This window comes from Aestuariivirga sp. (assembly GCF_020252405.1).
Classification (GTDB): domain Bacteria; phylum Pseudomonadota; class Alphaproteobacteria; order Rhizobiales; family Aestuariivirgaceae; genus Aestuariivirga.
On the sequence record NZ_JADCDA010000009.1, the window covers coordinates 1 to 19,028 of the forward strand.

Here is a 19,028-nt window from a genome sequence, read left to right on the forward strand (position 1 = left end):
ATCAGGCCTTCCTCTTCCCCTCCACTTTCTCGGTGAAGGCTCAGGATGCCAAGCACGGCCGCAGCGGCATTGCGCGCACCCTCTATGTGATCCGCAACGGCAGGGTGACGCCGGTCTACGAGATGGTGAAGCCGCGGCTTGCCTCCATCGTCGGCCGTGCCGTCAGCACCCTCATCACCTCGCAGGGCGTGGGCGATCTTTATCGCCTCTACACCACCGCGCTGCGTGACGGCATCGCCTTCCGCGCCATCTGGGTGCCCGACAGTTTCACGATGGAGGAGCCGGAGCCCTTCGACCCGGCCTTCATGCTGGCGCTCTACAAGACCGGTTTCGAACTGGGCCGCCGCGGCATTCCATGGGCCACCCAACCGCCGTGAGGATGCGCGGAACCCTCCGCAACCTGATCGGTTCCGGCCAACGCGAAAGGATATGTCCATGCGCAAATTCTTGACGGCGGCGCTCGCCGCGCCGTCAACCGCCGCGTCGAATTGCAGCGCACTGACCGCTGGCGCATGACGGGTCCGGGGCCCTCCATACAGTCTGCGCGGCGCGTGATGCTGCTGGGGGCCACCGGCGCCATCGGCCGCGCCACGGCGCAGGCCCTGCTGGAGGATGGCCATGAGGTCGTCTGCTTCGTCCGCGGAGGAGCGCAAGGACTGCCGCCGGGCGCCGTTCCGCGCACGGGCCAGGTGACGGACCCGCGCTCCCTCCGCGACCACGGCTTTTGCGGCGAGCGGTTCGACGTGCTGGTCTCCTGTCTCGCTTCGCGCAGCGGCGCGCCGGAGGATGCCTGGGCCATCGACCATGCCGCGCATGTGACGGCGCTCGATGAAGCGCGCCGCGCGGGCGTGCGCCATGTGGTGCTGCTCTCGGCAATCTGCGTGCAGAAGCCGAAGCTCGCCTTCCAGCATGCCAAGCTCGCCTTCGAAAAGCTGCTCATGGAGTCTGGGCTCGCCTATTCGATCGTGCGCCCCACCGCCTATTTCAAGTCGCTCTCGGGCCAGATTGCGCGGGTGCGCAAGGGCAAGCCCTTCCTGCTCTTCGGCGATGGCCGCCTCACCGCGACGAAGCCGATCAGCGACCGCGATCTCGCTCGTTATCTCGCCCTGTGCCTGCGCGATCCGTCCTTGCGCGGCATCCTGCCCATCGGCGGCCCGGGTCCCGCCTTCACCCCGCGCCAGCAGGGGGAGTGGCTGTTCGCGCTGCTGGGGCAACAGCCCCGCTTCCGCCACGCGCCGGTGGTCATGCTCGATGCAATCATTGCAACGCTCTCGGCGCTGGGCAGCCTCTCACCCAGGCTCCGCGCCAAGGCCGAACTCGCCCGCATCGCCCGCTACTATGCGACCGAGTCAATGCTTGTGTGGGATGAGACGGGAGGCCGCTACGATGCCGATGCCACGCCGTCCTTCGGCAGCGACATGCTGCGCGACCATTATGCCGCGGTCGCCGCGGGCGCGGCGGAGCAGGACCTGGGCGCGCACCGCGTCTTCTGACGGGGTGAGTGATTGGGCGGGCGATCGGGTGAAACCAGGCCGAAGAGGATAATCTTCCCGCCACGCCTACATATGGGCCGGTGTGGCGAGCGCCATGGCGCGCTCGAAGATCTCCACATAGTGTTTCACGTTCTGCCCGATGAGTTCCGTCCGCGAGAACCTGTCGATGCGCTCGCGCGCCAGCTTCAGTTCCGACTGCGGCACGATCTGGCTGATGATGCCGCAGGTTTCCGCCAGCGACATGAGGCAGCAATCGCGCGGGCTGGGCGCGCCGTCACGCAGCAGCACCTCGAGCAGCCGCAGCTTCACCTCGCGCATTTCCTTGCCGCCGGCCGCGGGATAGCGCCGCGTCTTCAGGAACCACAGAAGCCGACCCTCGGTTTCGATCAGCACCTTCTTGTCGCACAGGCGCTTCAGCGATTGCTCGCGCACCGTATCGCCAAGCTCGATCAGCTGATCGATGAGGTTGTCGGGGTTGCTGTCGAAGTCCGGCGCCGACATGCGCGCCAGCACGGGATCGAGTGCCGCATTGCCGGTCGGCGTCTTGTCCACGATCCACACGCGGGTGGCGTCATTGTCGAGGCGGCGCTCGATCGCCAGTTCCATCACCGCCGCGCCCACAAAGCCTGCACGCTGATATTCGAGCGGAATATCGACGAAGCCGCCGTCTTCATCCTTAAGGGTGAGGAGAAGGAATTCCTCCGGAACTGTCAGCATGGCCATCGCCCCGTCACAAGATGATCCCGGACCAGCATATCCAGTTTCGCAACGCGACGGAAACATCAATTGTCACTGCCCGCGCGACCCGCTAAAAAACAAGCGAAATGGCAACAATCCGCATGTCCGGGGCCCGGAGCGCCACCGGCGAAAGACCTCGGGGAGGTGGCTGTGGCCCGATGACGTCCCACAGTGTAACCTTTGGTTCCGAACAATGAGGCTGCTGCAGCGGCTCTGGCGCCACATTCTGGTTTTCCTGCTCGGCATCCTCACGGTCTGGCTGATCGTCGATGTCATCTTCCGCATCACCGACAACCGGCTGCCCTGGATCTTCGCCCTCGCTGTCACCTATGGGCTCGCAGCCTATGTCATCCTGCCACGCGCCATCCGCCTCGCCGTCAAGCTGCTGCACCGCCAGCACGTGCCGGAATACACGACGACGGGTGACGGCCTGCCGGGCGATCCCGTCAACCTGGCGCTCATCGGAACCCTGCCGCAGCTGCGCGCCGCCTTCGCCAGGATCGGCTGGACCGAGGCCGATGCGCTGGGCCTCGCCAGTTCCTGGCGCATGGCCAGGGCCTTCGTCTTCAACAAGCCCTATCCGTCAGCGCCCTTCAGCACGCTGTTCCTGTTCGGCCGCGGCCAGGACATCGGCTTCCAGAAGGCCATCGACGGCAGCCCGCGCAAGCGCCACCACGTGCGCTTCTGGAGCATCAGCCAGTCGGCGGTGGAGAAGACGCTCGGAACACCCGGCTTCTGGCTCCACACGGGCCGCACACCGGACAATGAACGGTCCCTCTGGGTGGGGGCGGCCACGCAGGACACCGGCTTCTCGCTCACCTGGCTCACCTTCCAGATCACCCACGCCACCGCGGCCGACACCAATGCCGAACGCGACCTCATCATCGCGGAACTGCGGAAGATGGGCCAGGTGAGCTCCGTCACCGCCTACAACGAACGCAACGAACTGCCCGCCAGGCGCGTCAACCGCTACCTCTTCGATGGCGACGTCAGCGTCGCCATGCTGAACGGGGAGGCGTAGAGCATGATCCGCAAAAGTGGCGCCGGTTTTGCAAAAAGATCATGCTCAGGCTTTGATATGGCGCAAACGAAAAGGGCGGCTCGCGCCGCCCTCCCTCAAGCACGGTGTGATCCCGCTCACGTTACGTCGAAGCGGTCGGCGTTCATCACCTTGGTCCAGGCCTTGACGAAGTCCTGAACGAAGGCCTTCTCGCCGTCTGACTGGCCATAAACTTCGACCAGCGCGCGCAGCTGCGAGTTGGAGCCGAACACCAGGTCGACGCGCGTCGCGGTCCAGTTGACGGCGCCCGTGCTGCGGTCGCGCAGTTCGAAGGTGTCTTCCGCCGGGCCCGTCGCTTTCCACTCCAGCCCCATGTCGAGCAGCGTGGTGAAGAAGTCGTTGGTCAGCGTCTCCGGGCGCTTGGTGAACACGCCGTGCTGCGACTGGCCGTGGTTGGCGTTGAGCACGCGCAGGCCGCCGATCAAGGCCGTCATCTCCGGTGCGGTCAGCGTCAGCAGCTGCGCCTTGTCGACCAGCAGCTCCTCGGCGGAGAGCGAGTATTTGGTCTTCAGGTAGTTGCGGAAGCCGTCCGCCGTGGGCTCCAGCACCGCGAAGCTCTCCACATCGGTCTGCGCCTGCGTGGCATCCACACGGCCCGGCATGAAGGGAACTTCAACGCTGTGGCCAGCCTTCTTCGCGGCCTCCTCAATGGCGGCTGAGCCGCCGAGCACGATGAGGTCGGCGAGCGACACGCGCTTCTTGCCCGTCTGGCCCGCGTTGAACTCCTTCTGCACGCCCTCAAGCGCCGCGAGAACCTTCGCGAGCGTGTCGGGCTGGTTCACCTCCCAGTCCTTCTGGGGAGCGAGACGGATGCGCGCGCCATTGGCGCCGCCGCGCTTGTCGGAACCGCGGAAGGTTGCGGCCGAGGACCAGGCGGTGTTGACCAGCGTGGCGATGCCGAGGCCCGTGGCCAGGATCTTCGCCTTCAGCGCTTTGACGTCGGCGGCGTCGATCACGTCATGATCGCGCGGCGGCAGCGGGTCCTGCCAGATCAGGTCCTCTGCGGGAACCTCGGGGCCGAGGTAGCGCACCTTGGGGCCCATGTCGCGGTGCGTGAGCTTGAACCAGGCGCGCGCATAGGCATCGGCGAAGGTGTCCGGGTTCTCGCGGTAGAAGCGCGAGATCTTCTCGTAGGCCGGGTCCGCCTTCAGCGCGAGGTCGGTGGTCAGCATCATCACCGGCACCTTCTTCGTGGGGTCGGCGGCATCAGGCGCCATGTCGTCGGGCTGGATGTCCTTGGGCTTCCACTGCCAGGCGCCCGCGGGGCTCTTGGTCAGCTCCCACTCATAGCTGAACAGATTGTCGAAATAATCGTTGCTCCATTTCGTGGGGGTCGAGGTCCACGGACCCTCAAGGCCGGAGGTGATGGCATCCCCGCCCTTGCCGCTCTTGTACTTCGACATCCAGCCAAGGCCCTGCGCGGAGATGTCCGCGGCTTCCGGCTCGGGACCCACATTGGTGGCGGGCCCGGCGCCATGCGTCTTGCCGAACGTGTGGCCGCCGGCGATCAGCGCCACGGTCTCTTCATCGTTCATCGCCATGCGGGCGAAGGTCTCGCGGATGTCCCGGGCCGCGGCCACCGGGTCCGGCTTGCCGTTGGGGCCTTCCGGGTTGACGTAGATGAGGCCCATCTGCACGGCGGCCAGCGGGTTCTCGAGTTCGCGGTCGCCGGTGTAGCGTTTGTCGCCCAGCCAGGTGTCCTCGTTGCCCCAGTAGATGTCCTCCTCCGGCTCCCACACGTCGGCGCGGCCGCCGCCGAAGCCGAAGGTCTTGAAGCCCATGGTCTCCATGGCGACGTTGCCCGCAAGGATCATCAGGTCGGCCCAGGAGAGCTGGTTGCCGTATTTCTGCTTGACCGGCCACAGCAGGCGGCGGGCCTTGTCAAGGTTGGTGTTGTCCGGCCAGCTGTTGAGCGGCGCAAAGCGCTGCGTGCCGTTGCCCGCACCGCCGCGGCCGTCGCCGGTGCGGTAGGTGCCGGCCGAATGCCAGGCCATGCGCACGAAGAGCGGGCCGTAGTGGCCGTAATCCGCCGGCCACCAGTCCTGCGACTGGGTCATCAGCGCGGCCAGGTCCTTCTTCAGCGCGGCGTAATCGATCCTGCTGAAGGCGTCGGCATAGCTGAAGCCGGGGGCCAGCGGGCTGGCAAGCGCCGAGTTCTGGTGCAGGATCCTGAGGTTCAGCTGGTTCGGCCACCAATCGGCGTTGGAGCGCCCGGTGAATGTGGCGTGCTTCGGGGCCCCGTGGAACGGGCACTGGGCGGCAGTGTCGGCAAGCTTCTTGTCCATGATTTCCCTCCGGATGATGTCGAATTCACGCATGGTGCGCGTCCTCGGACCGCTTTTTGCCCGCGCCATGTGTCAATGCTGCGGCTGTCGTACCGCAGGCCCATGATGAGGAATAGTTGAATTTTCTGATTATCGCGATTAGAAGAACTTATGAACAACCTAACCCTCCGCCAGCTGCGCTATTTCGAAGCGCTGGCCCGGCATGGCCACTTCGGCCGGGCGGCGGAGGCATGTGCCGTGTCGCAACCCGCCCTCTCCCTGCAAATCCGCGATCTGGAGCTGTCGCTCGGGGCCGGGCTGTTCGAGCGCAGCCCGCGCCAGGTGCGGCTTACCCGCTTCGGCGAAGACTTCGCGCCCCGCGTGCGTGACATCCTGCGCGCCGTGGATGAGCTGGGCGATCTTGCCCGCGCGTTCCAGGGCTGGTTCGCGGGCCGGCTGCGGATCGGGGTCATCCCCACCGTCGCGCCCTATCTGCTGCCCGGGCTGGTCCGCAGCCTGAACCGCCTCTATCCGGCCCTCGACATCCATGTCCGGGAAACCCTCACCGCCAGGCTGCTGCGCGAGCTTTCCGAGGGCCGCCTCGATGCCGCCATCGTGGCGCTGCCGGTCTCCGAACCATCGCTTTCCGAAGCCCCTCTTTTTGTTGAGGAATTTTTGTTCGTCCGGCCGCTGGAGCAGGCCAGCGAGCCGCTGCCCAGCGCCGACATGCTGAAGGATATGCGGCTGCTGCTGCTGGAGGAGGGGCACTGTTTCCGGGATCAGGCGCTGGCCTTCTGCAACCTTGCCCCGGCGCAGCCGCGCGAGATGCTGGAGGCAAGCTCGCTCTCGACCCTCGTCCAGATGGTGGCTGCGGGGATCGGCGTCACCTTCATCCCGGAAATGGCCGCCCCGGTCGAGACCCGTTCCGCCGCCGTGGCGCTGTCGCGCTTCGCCCGGCCGCGGCCCCGCCGCACCATCGGCATGATCTGGCGGCGGTCGAGCCCGCTCGCCGGGCAGCTCCATGATATTGCCGGGATCGTCCGGCAAACGGCGGAGGCGCTGCGTGCAGCGCCCGGCCAGGCGCAACCCGCCTGATCGGGCTCCGACGGCGCAACCACCATTTGTGCGGTCAAGCCTCCGCCTGTACAGTGTGATGCCGTGAAACACCTTCTCAGCGATCTTTCGAAGCGGGCCCTCATCTCGGATGAGCAGGCGGCGCGGATTCTCGGCGAAGCGGCGGATGGCCGCAACACCGAAATCCGGCTGCTGCTGCGCCACGGACTGGTTGACCAGCAGGTGCTGGCAACCGAGCTTGGCCGGGTGTTCGATCTGCCCCTCGCCCGCAGCTGGCCCGGCGGGCGCGTGCTGCCGGAGGCGATTTCGCTGCGCTTCATGCGCGAGCGTCACGTGCTGCCGGCGGCGGTCGATGGCGGCCGGCTGTCGGTGATCGTCAGCGACCCGTCGGACGAGGCCACGCTCGCGGCGCTCCGTCTCGCGTCGGGGCTCGACCTGTCGCTGTCGCTCGCCACCGACAACCAGATTCTCTCCGCCATCGAACGGCTTGATCAGGGGCGGGCGCCCAATGACCAGGCTGCCGGTCCGGCGGGACGCGACGATGACGACACGCTGAAAGACCTCGCCCTCGACGCGCCGGTCATCGATCTCGTCAACCGCCTGTTCCGCGAAGCCTCCTCGGCGCGCGCCACCGACCTCCACATCGAGCCGGCCCGCGGTTATGTCGCCGTCCGCCACCGTGTCGACGGACTGCTGGAAGAGCGCGAGAGGCTGGGCAACGAACTGGGCCGCGCCGCGGTCTCGCGCCTCAAGATTCTCACCAACCTCAACATCGCCGAGAAGCGGCTGCCGCAGGACGGCCGCGCCCGCCTGCGCATCGCCGAGCGCGAGCACGACATTCGCGTGGCCACCATGCCGACCATCCATGGCGAGTCGATCGCCATCCGTTTCCTCAGCTCCAACACCCAGGCGCCTGACATCAACCGGCTCGGCCTGTCGCCGCCCGATCTGGCGAAGCTGCGCCAGCAGATACAGCACGCCCATGGCATGATCGTGGTGACCGGCCCCACCGGCAGCGGCAAGACCACCACACTCGCCGCCGTGCTCGGCGTGCTCAACGATCCGCGCCGCAAGATCGTGACCATCGAGGACCCGGTCGAATACCAGGTCGAGGGCGTCAACCAGGTTCAGATCCACAGCGAGATCGGCTTGTCCTTCGCCCGCACGCTGCGCTCGCTGCTGCGCTTCGACCCGGACATCATCATGGTCGGCGAGATGCGCGACCCGGAAACCGCGAGCATCGGCGTGAACGCCGCGCTCACCGGCCACCTTGTGCTGACCACGCTGCACACCAACTCCGCCGCGGGCGCCGTCGTCCGCCTGCTCGACCTTGGCGTCCAGGCCTATCTCATCGCCTCCACGCTGCGCTGCGTGGTGGCCCAGCGCCTGGTGCGCAAGCTGTGCATCCACTGCCGCGAGCCCTATGAGGCGCCGCGCGAACTCCTCGCGCAATTGCCCGAAAGCGCCGCCGCGACTGGCCATGCCGACGTCACCCTTTACAAGGCCCGCGGCTGCACCTATTGCGGCAACACGGGATTTGCCGGGCGCGCCGCCATCTTCGAGGCGATGGTGATCGACGACCAGCTGCGCCGCCTCATCAAGCCGGGCGTCTCGGCTGACGTCATCGCCCATGCGGCGCGCAAGTCCGGCACGCCGGGCATGATGTCGGACGGTTTCGCCAAATGCCGCGCGGGTCTCACCACCATCGAGGAACTCGGCCGCGTGACGTCGGAGGATTGATGGCCAGCTTCCGCTATTCAGCGATCAGGGACTCGGGCGAAAGGGTGGCTGGCGTCATCGAGGGCGCCGACCGGTCGCTCGCCATCAGCCGGCTGTCCGATCAGGGCCTGCACCCGATCGACATCCGCGAGGACGCGGGCGAAGGCGCTGCGGCCTTCATGAGCCTCACCGGCGGCCGCATTCCGCGCGCCGAGCTCACGGGCTTCACCCGCCAGCTCGCCTGGCTGCTGCAGGCCGGCACCACGCTCAACCGCTCGCTCGAGATTCTGTCGGGCGAAACCTTCTCGAAGCCGCTCGCCGCGGCGCTCACCGACGTGCGCGGCGCCATCCGCAAGGGCCGCAGTTTTCACGACGCGCTGGAGGAGACGGGCGCTTTCCCGCCGTTCTATCTCTCCATGGTTGAAGTGGGTGAGGCCACCGGCACGTTGGGTTCGGTGCTGGACCGTCTGGCCACCGCGCGCGAGCGCGAGCAGAAGGTGCGCGGCAAGGTCACCTCGGCGCTGGTCTATCCGGTCATGCTGGTGGTGCTGTCGATCGGCGTCGTCATTTTCCTCATGGTCTCGGTGGTGCCCGGCATCAAGGACATGATCGCGGGCAGCGGCGCGCCCGTTCCCGACTCGGCCAAAATGGTGCTCAACGCCTCCGACTGGCTCATCGCCAACGGCGTCACGCTGGCCGCCGTGGTTGCGGCAGGCGTTCTGGCCATGGGCTATCTCTGGACCCGCAGCGCGCTTCCCCGCCTGATGCGCGACCTGGCCCTGCGCCTGCCGCTGCTCGGCAAGCTGCTGTTGAAGTCGGAGGTGGCGCAATTCTGCCGCCTGCTCGGCACGCTCTCCGCCGCGGGCATGAACCTGCAGGCGAGCCTCAAGCTGATCGCCTCCACCAGTCCCGACCGGCGCATCCTCAACGCGGCGGGGCAGATGGAAGTGGCGCTGCGGAGGGGCGAGGATTTCGTGGCGCCGCTCGAACGCTCGAAAATCCTGCCGCCCCTGCTGGCGCGCATGATCAAGGTTGGCGCCGAGACCGGCAACCTCACGCCCAGCCTGCTGCGCGTCACCGACATTCTGGACGACGAGCTCGACGGGCTGACCGACCGCACCGTGTCGCTGCTGGGACCGATCATCATCCTGGGGCTCAGCGTCTTCGTCGGCTTCATCATCACCTCGCTCATGAGCGCGGTCATCTCCATCAACGATCTTGCACTTTGACAATCAGGGTTTGAATTCATGATCTCGAACGCCATCCAGAAGCAGCTCCGCGGCAAGGCCCGGCGGCGAAAGGGCCAGAGCGGCTTCACCCTCGTCGAGCTTCTCGTCGTGCTGGTGATCCTCGTGCTGCTGGCCTCGATCATCGGTCCGCGCGTCATCGGCTATCTGGGCAGTTCGCGCGCCAAGACGGCGCAAGTCCAGATCGAAAGCATGGTGACAGCGCTTCAGCTTTTCCACATCGACGCCGGCCGCTATCCGACGTCCAGCGAAGGGCTCGCCGCGCTGGTCAAATCGCCCGGCAATGTCGCGGGCTGGAACGGCCCCTATCTCTCCAAGGCCGACGTGCCGCAGGACCCGTGGGGTCGGCCCTATATCTACCAGTCCGGAGAAAACGGCAGTTCCTTCGAAATCAGGACACTGGGCGCTGACGGCAAGGAAGGCGGCTCCGATGAGAATGCCGACATCTCGAACTGAGGCACAGGCAGGTTTCACCCTGCTCGAATTGCTGGTGGTGCTGGTGATCCTGGCGCTGTCGGCCACGGCCGTCATGTCGATCGGTCAGTCAAGCCTCGAGTCGGCGCGGGCCCGCTCCTTTCTGGTCGAGGCCGAGGCGCTGTTCCGCGATGCGCGCACCCAGGCCATCGAAACCCGCAGTCCGGCGGCGGTGACGATCGACGTGAAGGCGCGCCGCCTCAGCCTGGCGGGCGGCCGCTCGCTGGTGATGCCACGCGGCCTGTCGCTTGATGCGCGGATTGCCGTTCCCAAGGACGGCGGCCTCCCGGCCGTGCGCTTCTTTCCCTCCGGCGCCTCGACGGGCGGCGAACTGGCCTTCGGCTTCCGCGGCCGCACCTATGGCCTCCGCATCAACTGGCTGACGGGCCGGGCCAATGTCCAGGCGCTGTGAAGGCCAGAGCGGGTTTTCGCTGGTCGAGGTGCTGTGCGCCCTCGCGGTGGCGGCGAGCGCCATTGCCGTGCTCACCACCGGCGTCGGCGGCTCGCTGAAGGGCGTGTCCACGCTCGACCGGCATCTGGGCGCGCGCCTCATCCTGCAGTCGATCCTCGAGGACGAGCTGGCCGCGGGCCAGACCGCGCCCGCCCGGCGCGCGGGCGATTCCGGCCCCTACCGCTGGCAGCTGATCATCGAGCCCGCGGAGGCGCCAGCCAGGCTCGACGGTCCCTACCGCATGTATCGCCTCACCGCCTCCGTGGGTTGGGGCCGCGGCGGCCAGGTCGCCGGCACGGCGCTGAAGCTCAGCCGATGATGCGCCCGCCCTCACGCCGCAGCGAGGCCGGCTTCACACTCATCGAGGTGCTGGCGTCGCTGGTTCTGGCCTCGCTGATCCTCGTATCCCTCAACATGGCGATGTCGGCCGTGGACAAGGGCGCCGCGCGGACGCGCCGCAGCCTTGGCGAGCAATCGGAGATCGGCTCGGCCGCCGGCATTTTCGGTCGCGATGTGGCGCGCATTGCCAAGATCCGCCGTCCGGCCCCGCCGGACCAGTTCGACGGTTATGTTTTCGACGGCGCCCCCAACGTCATGATCTATCCCCTGCGGGAGGAAGCCGCCCTCGCCGATGCCGGCCTTTACCTGGTGCGTCTCAGCATCGCCCGCCAGGATGGCCAGAGCGTGCTGCTGCGCGAGCGCGCGCCGTTCCCGGTGCGGGTCGGCAATGCGCTGCCGAAGTGGCGCGACCCCGTGGTCCTGCTGTCCGGTCCCTATGACATCGCTTTCGCTTATCGCGCCCAGCGCTCCGGCCAGCGCCAATGGAGCGACCGCTGGACGGCGGCGGAGGCGATGCCCGAACAAATCCGCCTGACGGTCACTGACACCGCCACCGGCCTGCTGCGCGTGCCGGGCTTCGTGCAGTCGCTGGCGATCGATTCGGAGGTCGATTGCGCCGGCAACCGCGACGCGCGCTGCGGCGGCGGCCAGGCGGAGGCCACGCAATGAGCCGCGCGCGGCATGCCGCCGCCGAACGCGGCATCATCCTCGTTGCGGTGCTGCTCGCCGTGGCCATCATGTCGGTGATGGTGGTGGCGGCCGCGGCGCTGACGCGCGCCGGAATCGGCAACGAGCAGCTGGAGCAGCGCCGCCTCGCCTCGCATCTTGCCCTGCGCTCCGGCATCGAGGCCGCCAAGGCCCTGATACTCGCCGCGCCGGACGACAGGCGCCTGTTGTTCACGGGCGATAACGAAGCCGTCGATCTCGGCAACGGCGTCTCGGCCACCGTCAGCCTGCGCGACGCCGGCGGCCTCGCCGACCTCAACCGGTCGGACCCCCAGCTGATCGAGGCCGTGGCCCGTTCCGGCGGTCTCGGCAAGGCGGCGGATGGTCTGGCGGAAAAGATAACGGAGCTCCGCAAGCAGGCCGCACCCGGTTCGGACGTCGGGCAGCCTCCGGCAAAGGTCGGCCGCCCGCCGCCCGCCAACCGCAATCTCAACGCAGCCGTCCCCGGCAGCGAGGGCGCGAAGCCGCCGGTGGCGCCCATCGTCTTTCTGTCGCTGGACCAGATGCCCGCCCTGCTGGGCATCGAGTCCGCCGACGCGGCGGCGCTCGCGCCAGTTCTCACGGTTTATAATCCCACCGGGCAGATAAATCCGCTTGCAGCGCCCGATGAGGTGCTGCAGTCCATACCAGGTCTGACGAACAGGGACATTTCGGACATAGCGATGGCGCGCAGGAAGGGGGCAGGCAAGGATGACAGCCGCCTGCAGCAGCTGATCCAGCGGCTGCCGGGCCTGCTCAGCCTGAGGCGGCCACGCGTCTTCATGATCGAGGTCAGGCTCGCTGGCGGCCCCGGTATCCTGCCGGGCAGTGCGGCACGCGCCGTGGTGCGCGTGACGCCGGAGGCGCTGATGCCCTTCGGCACGCTGGCGCTCGAGGAAGAATGACGATGGCCGACAACAACATCACGCTCTCCTTCGCCAGCATCTGGAACGGCCTGCGGTTTCCGGTGCTGGCGCTGGCCGAGGAACTGGCGCTGCACCGGGCCCTGGGCGAGCAGCCGGCGGTTGAACTCCGCGTCCATGCCGGCGGCATCGAGGCGCTGCGCCGCCGCGGTGGGTCTGCCGAGGTCCTCCTGTCCGCCGCGGGCCGCCCGCAGGCGGCCCTGCCGGAGGTCATGCGCCAGCTCGCCCAGGGTCTGGGGTCCCAGGTGGCGCTCAATTTCGCGGCCGACCAGTCGGTCAGCCAGCAAATCGTTCTGCCGCAGCAGCCGGACGGCGTGCTGCGCGCCATCGTCCGCAACAAGGTCGAAAGCCTTGCCCCGTGGCCGCTCGCGCAATGCCTTTATGGCATGCGCTCCTCCGCCATCGCCGGCGATCCGCAGCATGTGCGCGTTGACGTTGCGGTGGTAAGCCGGTCGCTTCTTGAAGATATCGCCGCCACGCTGCGCCGCGTGGGGGTGGAGGTGAAGGCCGCCTCGGTGCTGCTGCCGGATGGCCAGCCGGTGGCCATCGATCTGGGCGGTGACGACGTGCGCCGCGGGGCGCGCGCCCGCGCCGCGCGGCTGGCCCGGACCGCCGCGGCGGTTCTGGCGCTGCTCACCGGACTTGGCCTGTTCTGGATCTACCGGACGTCCTCCGAGGCCACCCGCCTCGAGGCGGAAACCGCATCGCTTATGGGGTCGCTGAAGCCGGGCGGGACGCCCGCCGGCGAACCCCCGCAGATCACCGCCGCCAACCGCCTGTTCCAGGCGCGGCGGAACCGGCTGTCAGCCGTCGCCGTCCTCAACGAGCTGTCCCGGCTTCTGCCTGACAATGTGCACCTGCTGTCGCTCGACCTTGTGGGCGATCAGATCACCATCAAGGGGCAGGGCAGCGGCGTTCCCGATCTCATCCAGCTGCTTGAGGCCTCGCCGGAATTCGAGGGCGTCAATTTTGCCGCCGCCACCGAACTTGACCAGAACAGCAATGCCGACGTGTTCTCCCTCATCGCCACGCTCGAAAAGGCGCCGTCGCCGGGAGGCGCGCCATGAGCGGGCCGCTGTCAGCGCGGAATTTCGCAGCTGCCGAAATCGACCGCCGACATGCCGGCCGCCAGCAGCGAGGTGCTGAGCGCCCCGGTCACCCGGTTCATGAACACCGCGCGGGCGGAAATCTCCGGGCCTTCCTTGCTGATGCCAACAATCGACGTGTCGCGGATGTCGAACTGCATCGGCGCTTCGGTGCAATCGCGGTCCGAGAAGCGGTTGGGGCACAGCCGGAAACGGCCCGCGGCGAGGTCCAGCACCATGCGCTGGCCCTTGCCGCTGTTGGTGCAGCCGGTGGAAAAACACAAATTGCCCCGGCTGATCAGGCAATCGAGCGTTTCCGCCCGCGCCGCCGGCGCGCCGGCCAGCACGGCCAAAGACATGAAGGCCAGGGATATGTTTGATCGGAACGGAGCAGGCAGCATGCCGCGAGTCATAGCGGGAGCGCCGGCGCTTGTCGACGCGGCGGAACCGGGCGTGGGGGCTGCTGGCTGATGATCGTCCCCTCCGTCAAGACGCTGTCGGGAGAGGGGCGCAAGGGCGTCGCGGTTCTCGCCGTCGCCGCGCTGGCGGCGGCGGTCGCGGCCTATCTGCTGCTGGAATGGCACGCCCAGGCAGCCGGGCGGCTGGTCCAGGCCCAGTCCGGCTATGATCTGGTTGCCGCCCGCACGGCGAAGGCGGCGCGCGAGGGCGCCACGCGCCTCACCGCCGCCGATGACGTGGCCCCGATGTTTCTCGAAGGGGCGACGCCGGGCCTTGCCTTCGCCAGGTTTCAGTCGGTGGCGGGCGACGCCGCCACGGCCGCCGGCCTTGCGGTGAAGCGCATGCAGCCCGTCGATCCGGGCGATGGCGAAGGCTCGGTGCCCTACCGGCTGAGCATGGATGCCGAAGGCAGCATCGGCCAGCTGCGGGATTTTCTCACGGGCGTCGAGTCCCGCCTGCCGGTGATGTTCGTGACCGGCCTTGAGATCCAACCCGCCGCCGCGGCGGGTGAGGGCGATCCCTACCCGTCCGAGTCGCTGCGCATGACGGTGCGGATCGAGGCCTTTGGATGGAGGACGCAGCCGTGAACAGGCGACTGGCGGGGTTGACGGCCGTTGCCGCCCTTCTTGGCGGCTACCTCGGCTATGAGTATCTGGGCCATTTCCAGATACGCAGCGGCGGCGATCCCGCAGCCGTCACAACCGGGGGCCCGCGCGCCGCCGGGGTGAAGCTGAACCCGTTGCAGGGCCTCGATCCCGAGGCCTTCCTGGCCATCGCCGACCGGCCGCTTTTCAACCCCTCGCGCCGACCGCGCCCGGCGGAGCCGCCGCCGGAGCCCCCGCCGCCGGTGGCCGAGCCGCCGCCTGAGCCCCCGCCGCCCCCGCCCCCGCCACCTCCGCCGCCCCCGCCGGTGCAGGGTCCAGGGCCGGAGAATTACCAGCTGCTGGGTGTCGCCTCGGGGCCAGACGGTCGCATCGCGGCGTTGCATATCGTCTCGAGCGGCGATGTCGTTTACCTGCGCAAGGGCGAAAGCGTCGACAGTTGGAGCGTCATCGATATCGGCGAGCGCACGGTGGCGATCGGCACGCCGGAGAACGCCGTTACTTTCAGCCTGTTCGACACCACCAGCCAGCGGGCTGACGTTCCGGCCAGCGACCCGGCCAGCGACCCGGCCAGCGACCCGGCCATGACCAATCAGGGCCAGACGCAACCCATGCCCCCGCCGCTGCCGCTTCCCATGCCATCGGCGGGGCAGCCCCCCGGCATGCCAGACCCCCGCTCCCTGCCTTACCGCCAACCCCCGCGCGGTTCTGGAGGTTAGCGCATGTTCCAGTCAGGTGGGATCACCTGGTCAAACATGCGCCAGCTCAATAGCTTGAGCATGATCTGGCCGCAAAAGCGGGTTCCACTTTTGCGGATCATGGTCTTGGATCCTGGAACATCACCTCCCGGCTCGATCAGGCCGATGACGGTGCCAGATGGGTCATCTACAACCGGGAGGCGGCAGAATCGGGTCCGAAACGGGCATCCAAGTGGCCGGACAACGGTTCATTGTGGCAATGGGTCGCCAGCGACGGCAGAATTGTGTGCGCAGCGCGCAGTGGCCCCTCGCAACCTGCCCGAACTGGCTGTTTCACCCGGCAAAATGGCCGCTTTTTGGGGTTGACAGCGCGCGCTCCTCCCCGTAGAACCCGCCACGCTTCCCAACGGCAGGCCCGTCGTCGCCCCGCGCGCCGAAACGCTTTCGAGGGCAGCGATGAAGAACATTCAAGGTCACGACCCTGTGGGCCCTGCCGGCTCCATGGTCCTCTGGTTTTGAGCACTGCGCAATCCAGGAGCCCGGATTGCGCTGGTGTATTTGTTATGTGCAATCGGGTTCGAAGGTAGAGACAAGGCCACAATGCCGACGATCAACCAGCTTATTCGCAAGCCACGCCAGGCGCCGGCCTACCGCAACAAGGTCCCGGCGATGCAGGCCTGCCCGCAGAAACGCGGCGTTTGCACGCGCGTCTACACCACCACGCCCAAGAAGCCGAACTCGGCTCTGCGCAAGGTGGCCAAGGTTCGCCTGACGAACGGCTTCGAAGTCGTGAGCTACATCCCGGGCGAGGGCCATAACCTGCAGGAACATTCCGTGGTGATGATCCGCGGCGGCCGCGTGAAGGACCTTCCGGGGGTGCGCTATCACATCATCCGCGGCGTGCTCGACACCCAGGGCATCGTCAAGCGCCGTCAGCGCCGTTCGAAATACGGCGCGAAGCGTCCGAAGTAAGATCGGGGAGAGCCAGAAATGTCGCGTCGTCACCGCGCCGAGAAGCGTGAAATCAATCCGGATCCGAAGTTCGGAGATCTTGTCGTCTCGAAGTTCATGAACAACCTCATGTATGAGGGCAAGAAGTCGGTCGCCGAAGGCATCGTTTATGGCGCCTTCGACAAGATCCAGGCCAAGGCCAAGGCTGACCCGGTCCAGGTGTTCCACGAGGCCCTCAACAACGTGGCTCCGGCCATCGAGGTCCGCTCCCGCCGCGTGGGCGGCGCCACCTATCAGGTGCCCGTCGAGGTCCGCACCGAGCGCCGCCAGGCCCTCGCCATCCGCTGGATCATCACCGCGGCCCGCAACCGCAACGAGACCACCATGGTCGACCGTCTGTCGGGCGAACTGCTTGACGCATCGCAGAACCGCGGCACCGCCGTGAAGAAGCGCGAAGACACCCACAAGATGGCGGAAGCGAACCGCGCCTTCTCGCATTACCGCTGGTAAGAGCCACAGGACACGAAGATCATGCCCCGCGCCCACCCACTTGAGGACTATCGCAACTTCGGCATCATGGCCCACATCGATGCCGGCAAGACGACGACCACCGAGCGCATCCTCTATTACACCGGCAAGTCCCACAAGATCGGCGAAGTCCATGACGGCGCCGCGACCATGGACTTCATGGAGCAGGAGCAGGAGCGCGGCATCACCATCACGTCGGCCGCCACCACCGCCTTCTGGAACGGCAAGCGGATGAACATCATCGACACCCCCGGGCACGTCGACTTCACGATCGAAGTCGAGCGTTCGCTGCGCGTGCTTGACGGGGCGGTCTGTGTGCTCGACTCGAACCAGGGCGTCGAGCCCCAGACCGAGACCGTGTGGCGCCAGGGCGACAAGTACTCCGTCCCGCGCATCGTGTTCTGCAACAAGATGGACAAGACGGGCGCCAGCTTCGAGCAGTGCATCAAGGACATCAGGGAGCGCCTGGGCGCCAGGCCCGTCCCGATCCAGCTGCCGATCGGCGCGGAGAGCAACTTCAAGGGCATCATCGACCTCGTCCGCATGAAGGCCGTGGTCTGGGAGGACGAGGCGCTCGGCGCCAAGTTCCACGATGAAGAAATCCCGGCCGACCTGCTGGCCGCCGCGGAAGCTGCCCGCGCCGACATGGTGGAAGCCTGCGCCGAACTCGACGACCAGGCCATGGACGACTATCTCAACGGCAAGGAAATCGACAACCCGACCATCAAGAAGCTGCTGCGCAAGGCCGTTCTGACCGGCGCCTTCTTCCCTGTCCTCTGCGGATCGGCCTTCAAGAACAAGGGCGTTCAGCCGCTGCTCGACGCCGTTGTCGACTATCTCCCCTCGCCGCTCGACCGTCCGGCCATCAAGGGCATCGACCCCAAGACCGGCGAAGAGACCACCCGTCCTTCCTCCGACACCGCGCCGCTGTCGCTCCTGGCTTTCAAGCTGATGGACGACCAATATGGAATCTTGACCTTCTGCCGCATCTATTCCGGCGTTCTCTCCAAGGGCATGGCGCTCCTGAATTCCACCCGCGAGAAGTCCGAGCGTGTTGGCCGCATGGTTCTGATGCATGCCAACAACCGCGAGGAAATCGCGGAAGCCTATGCCGGCGACATCGTCGCCCTCGTGGGCCTCAAGGACAGCCGCACCGGCGACACGCTGTGCGACCCCAGCAAGCCCGTCATCCTCGAGAAGATGGAATTCCCTGATCCCGTCATCGAGATGAAGGTCGAGCCCAAGACCAAGGGCGACCAGGAAAAGATGGCCGTCGCGCTGTACAAGCTTGCGGCCGAGGATCCGTCCTTCCGCGTCTCCACTGACTCCGAGTCCGGCGAGACCATCATCAAGGGCATGGGCGAACTTCACCTCGACATCAAGGTCGATATCCTGAAGCGCACCCACAAGGTTGAGGTCCAGGTGGGCGCCCCGCAGGTCGCCTACCGCGAGGCCATCACCCGCAAGGTGACGAAGGACTACACCCACAAGAAGCAGACGGGCGGCACCGGACAGTTCGCCCGCGTCATCCTCGAAATCGAGCCGAACGAGGCCGGCGCCGGCAATGCCTTCGAGTCCCGCATCGTCGGAGGCTCCGTGCCGAAGGAGTATGTCCCCGGCGTCGAAAAGGGGCTGAACTCGGTGCTGACGTCGGGTCCGCTGATCGGCTTCCCGGTCGTCGATCTCAAGGTCGCGCTGGTTGACGGCGCTTACCACGAAGTCGACTCCTCCGCGATCGCCTTCGAAATCGCCACCCGCGCGGCCATGCGCGAAGCCTTCGAGAACGCCGGCGCGGTGCTGCTCGAGCCGCTGATGAAGGTCGAGGTCACCTCGCCGGAAGAGTTCGTCGGTTCCGTGATCGGCGACCTCAACTCCCGCCGTGGCCAGATTGTGGGCACCTCGATGCGCGGCAACGCCAACATCATCAACGCGCTTGTGCCGCTCGCCAATATGTTCGGCTACATCAACAACCTTCGCTCGATGAGCCAGGGACGCGCGTCCTACACCATGCAGTTTGACCACTATGCCCAGGTTCCGGGCCAGGTGGCCGAAGAGATCAAGAAGAAATACGCGTAATCAGCTGAGAACGGAGACATCCGATGGCCAAAGAGAAATTCAACCGCGACAAGCCGCATTGCAACATTGGCACGATCGGCCACGTTGACCACGGCAAGACGTCGCTGACGGCGGCGATCACCAAGGTTCTGGCGGAGACGGG

The 19,028-nt window shown here is 67.0% G+C and carries 20 protein-coding genes and 1 pseudogene; 18 read left to right on the top strand and 3 right to left on the bottom strand.

The window, feature by feature from the left end:
* Both IOC69_RS02545 and IOC69_RS02550 read left to right on the top strand, forming a co-directional pair.
* Positions 1-377: pseudogene (locus IOC69_RS02545) on the top strand (patatin family protein); the annotation flags it as partial.
* A gap of 135 nt (positions 378-512) precedes the next feature.
* The gene (locus IOC69_RS02550; protein WP_290541956.1) at positions 513-1,493 is read left to right on the top strand and encodes an NAD(P)H-binding protein; all 981 of its coding nucleotides are present in this window, start codon (positions 513-515) and stop codon (positions 1,491-1,493) included.
* A 66-nt stretch (positions 1,494-1,559) separates the two neighbouring features.
* On the opposite strand, the gene IOC69_RS02555 is transcribed toward IOC69_RS02550, so the two are convergent.
* Positions 1,560-2,210, bottom strand: coding sequence for a GPP34 family phosphoprotein (locus IOC69_RS02555; RefSeq protein ID WP_290541957.1), 651 nt, complete (start codon positions 2,208-2,210; stop codon positions 1,560-1,562).
* Positions 2,211-2,424: 214 nt separating this feature from the next.
* Here IOC69_RS02555 and IOC69_RS02560 point away from each other — a divergent pair, with 214 nt between their 5' ends.
* Complete coding sequence (locus IOC69_RS02560) at positions 2,425-3,252, top strand: LssY C-terminal domain-containing protein (RefSeq protein ID WP_290541958.1); 828 nt, start codon at positions 2,425-2,427, stop codon at positions 3,250-3,252.
* Between the two features lie 116 nt (positions 3,253-3,368).
* Here the strand turns inward: IOC69_RS02560 and katG are convergent, their stop codons facing one another.
* Positions 3,369-5,576, bottom strand: coding sequence for a catalase/peroxidase HPI (gene katG, locus IOC69_RS02565; protein WP_290541974.1), 2,208 nt, complete (start codon positions 5,574-5,576; stop codon positions 3,369-3,371).
* A 150-nt stretch (positions 5,577-5,726) separates the two neighbouring features.
* Here katG and IOC69_RS02570 point away from each other — a divergent pair, with 150 nt between their 5' ends.
* From IOC69_RS02570 to IOC69_RS02610, 9 genes are all read left to right on the top strand, one after another.
* Positions 5,727-6,650, top strand: coding sequence for a hydrogen peroxide-inducible genes activator (locus IOC69_RS02570; protein ID WP_290541959.1), 924 nt, complete (start codon positions 5,727-5,729; stop codon positions 6,648-6,650).
* A gap of 63 nt (positions 6,651-6,713) precedes the next feature.
* Positions 6,714-8,369 (top strand): GspE/PulE family protein, encoded by a 1,656-nt coding sequence (locus IOC69_RS02575; RefSeq protein WP_290541960.1) that lies wholly within the window; start codon positions 6,714-6,716, stop codon positions 8,367-8,369.
* Positions 8,369-9,577, top strand: a complete 1,209-nt coding sequence (locus IOC69_RS02580; protein ID WP_290541961.1) for a type II secretion system F family protein — start codon at positions 8,369-8,371, stop codon at positions 9,575-9,577. The genes IOC69_RS02575 and IOC69_RS02580 overlap by 1 nt, the downstream gene beginning before the upstream one ends.
* An 18-nt stretch (positions 9,578-9,595) precedes the next feature.
* The gene (gene gspG, locus IOC69_RS02585; protein WP_290541962.1) at positions 9,596-10,051 is read left to right on the top strand and encodes a type II secretion system major pseudopilin GspG; all 456 of its coding nucleotides are present in this window, start codon (positions 9,596-9,598) and stop codon (positions 10,049-10,051) included.
* Complete coding sequence (locus IOC69_RS02590) at positions 10,032-10,481, top strand: GspH/FimT family pseudopilin (protein ID WP_290541963.1); 450 nt, start codon at positions 10,032-10,034, stop codon at positions 10,479-10,481. The genes gspG and IOC69_RS02590 overlap by 20 nt, the downstream gene beginning before the upstream one ends.
* Positions 10,465-10,839 carry a prepilin-type N-terminal cleavage/methylation domain-containing protein gene (locus IOC69_RS02595; protein ID WP_290541964.1) on the top strand — a complete coding sequence of 125 codons (375 nt, stop codon included), beginning with the start codon at positions 10,465-10,467 and terminating at the stop codon, positions 10,837-10,839. Before IOC69_RS02590 ends, IOC69_RS02595 begins: the two co-directional genes overlap by 17 nt.
* On the top strand, positions 10,836-11,528 hold the full coding sequence (locus IOC69_RS02600) for a prepilin-type N-terminal cleavage/methylation domain-containing protein (protein WP_290541965.1): 693 nt from the start codon (positions 10,836-10,838) through the stop codon (positions 11,526-11,528). Before IOC69_RS02595 ends, IOC69_RS02600 begins: the two co-directional genes overlap by 4 nt.
* On the top strand, positions 11,525-12,469 hold the full coding sequence (locus IOC69_RS02605) for a type II secretion system protein GspK (RefSeq protein ID WP_290541966.1): 945 nt from the start codon (positions 11,525-11,527) through the stop codon (positions 12,467-12,469). The genes IOC69_RS02600 and IOC69_RS02605 overlap by 4 nt, the downstream gene beginning before the upstream one ends.
* Positions 12,470-12,471: 2 nt before the next feature.
* Entirely contained in the window at positions 12,472-13,554 is a 1,083-nt protein-coding gene (locus IOC69_RS02610; protein WP_290541967.1) for a PilN domain-containing protein, read from the top strand.
* A gap of 11 nt (positions 13,555-13,565) precedes the next feature.
* On the opposite strand, the gene IOC69_RS02615 is transcribed toward IOC69_RS02610, so the two are convergent.
* Positions 13,566-13,931 (bottom strand): hypothetical protein, encoded by a 366-nt coding sequence (locus IOC69_RS02615; RefSeq protein ID WP_290541968.1) that lies wholly within the window; start codon positions 13,929-13,931, stop codon positions 13,566-13,568.
* Between the two features lie 111 nt (positions 13,932-14,042).
* On the opposite strand from IOC69_RS02615, the gene gspM reads away from it, so the two are divergent.
* From gspM to IOC69_RS02645, 6 genes are all read left to right on the top strand, one after another.
* A complete protein-coding gene (gspM, locus tag IOC69_RS02620; protein ID WP_290541969.1) occupies positions 14,043-14,618 on the top strand; it encodes a type II secretion system protein GspM in 576 nt (191 codons plus the stop codon).
* Positions 14,615-15,352, top strand: coding sequence for a hypothetical protein (locus tag IOC69_RS02625; protein ID WP_290541970.1), 738 nt, complete (start codon positions 14,615-14,617; stop codon positions 15,350-15,352). Before gspM ends, IOC69_RS02625 begins: the two co-directional genes overlap by 4 nt.
* A 579-nt stretch (positions 15,353-15,931) precedes the next feature.
* Positions 15,932-16,303 (top strand): 30S ribosomal protein S12, encoded by a 372-nt coding sequence (gene rpsL / locus IOC69_RS02630; RefSeq protein ID WP_290541971.1) that lies wholly within the window; start codon positions 15,932-15,934, stop codon positions 16,301-16,303.
* Positions 16,304-16,321: 18 nt separating this feature from the next.
* Complete coding sequence (gene rpsG / locus IOC69_RS02635) at positions 16,322-16,792, top strand: 30S ribosomal protein S7 (RefSeq protein WP_290541972.1); 471 nt, start codon at positions 16,322-16,324, stop codon at positions 16,790-16,792.
* 21 nt (positions 16,793-16,813) lie between these two features.
* Positions 16,814-18,886 carry an elongation factor G gene (fusA, locus tag IOC69_RS02640; protein WP_290541973.1) on the top strand — a complete coding sequence of 691 codons (2,073 nt, stop codon included), beginning with the start codon at positions 16,814-16,816 and terminating at the stop codon, positions 18,884-18,886.
* Between the two features lie 23 nt (positions 18,887-18,909).
* On the top strand, positions 18,910-19,028 hold a 119-nt coding region (locus IOC69_RS02645; protein ID WP_290541975.1), incomplete at its 3' end, for a GTP-binding protein.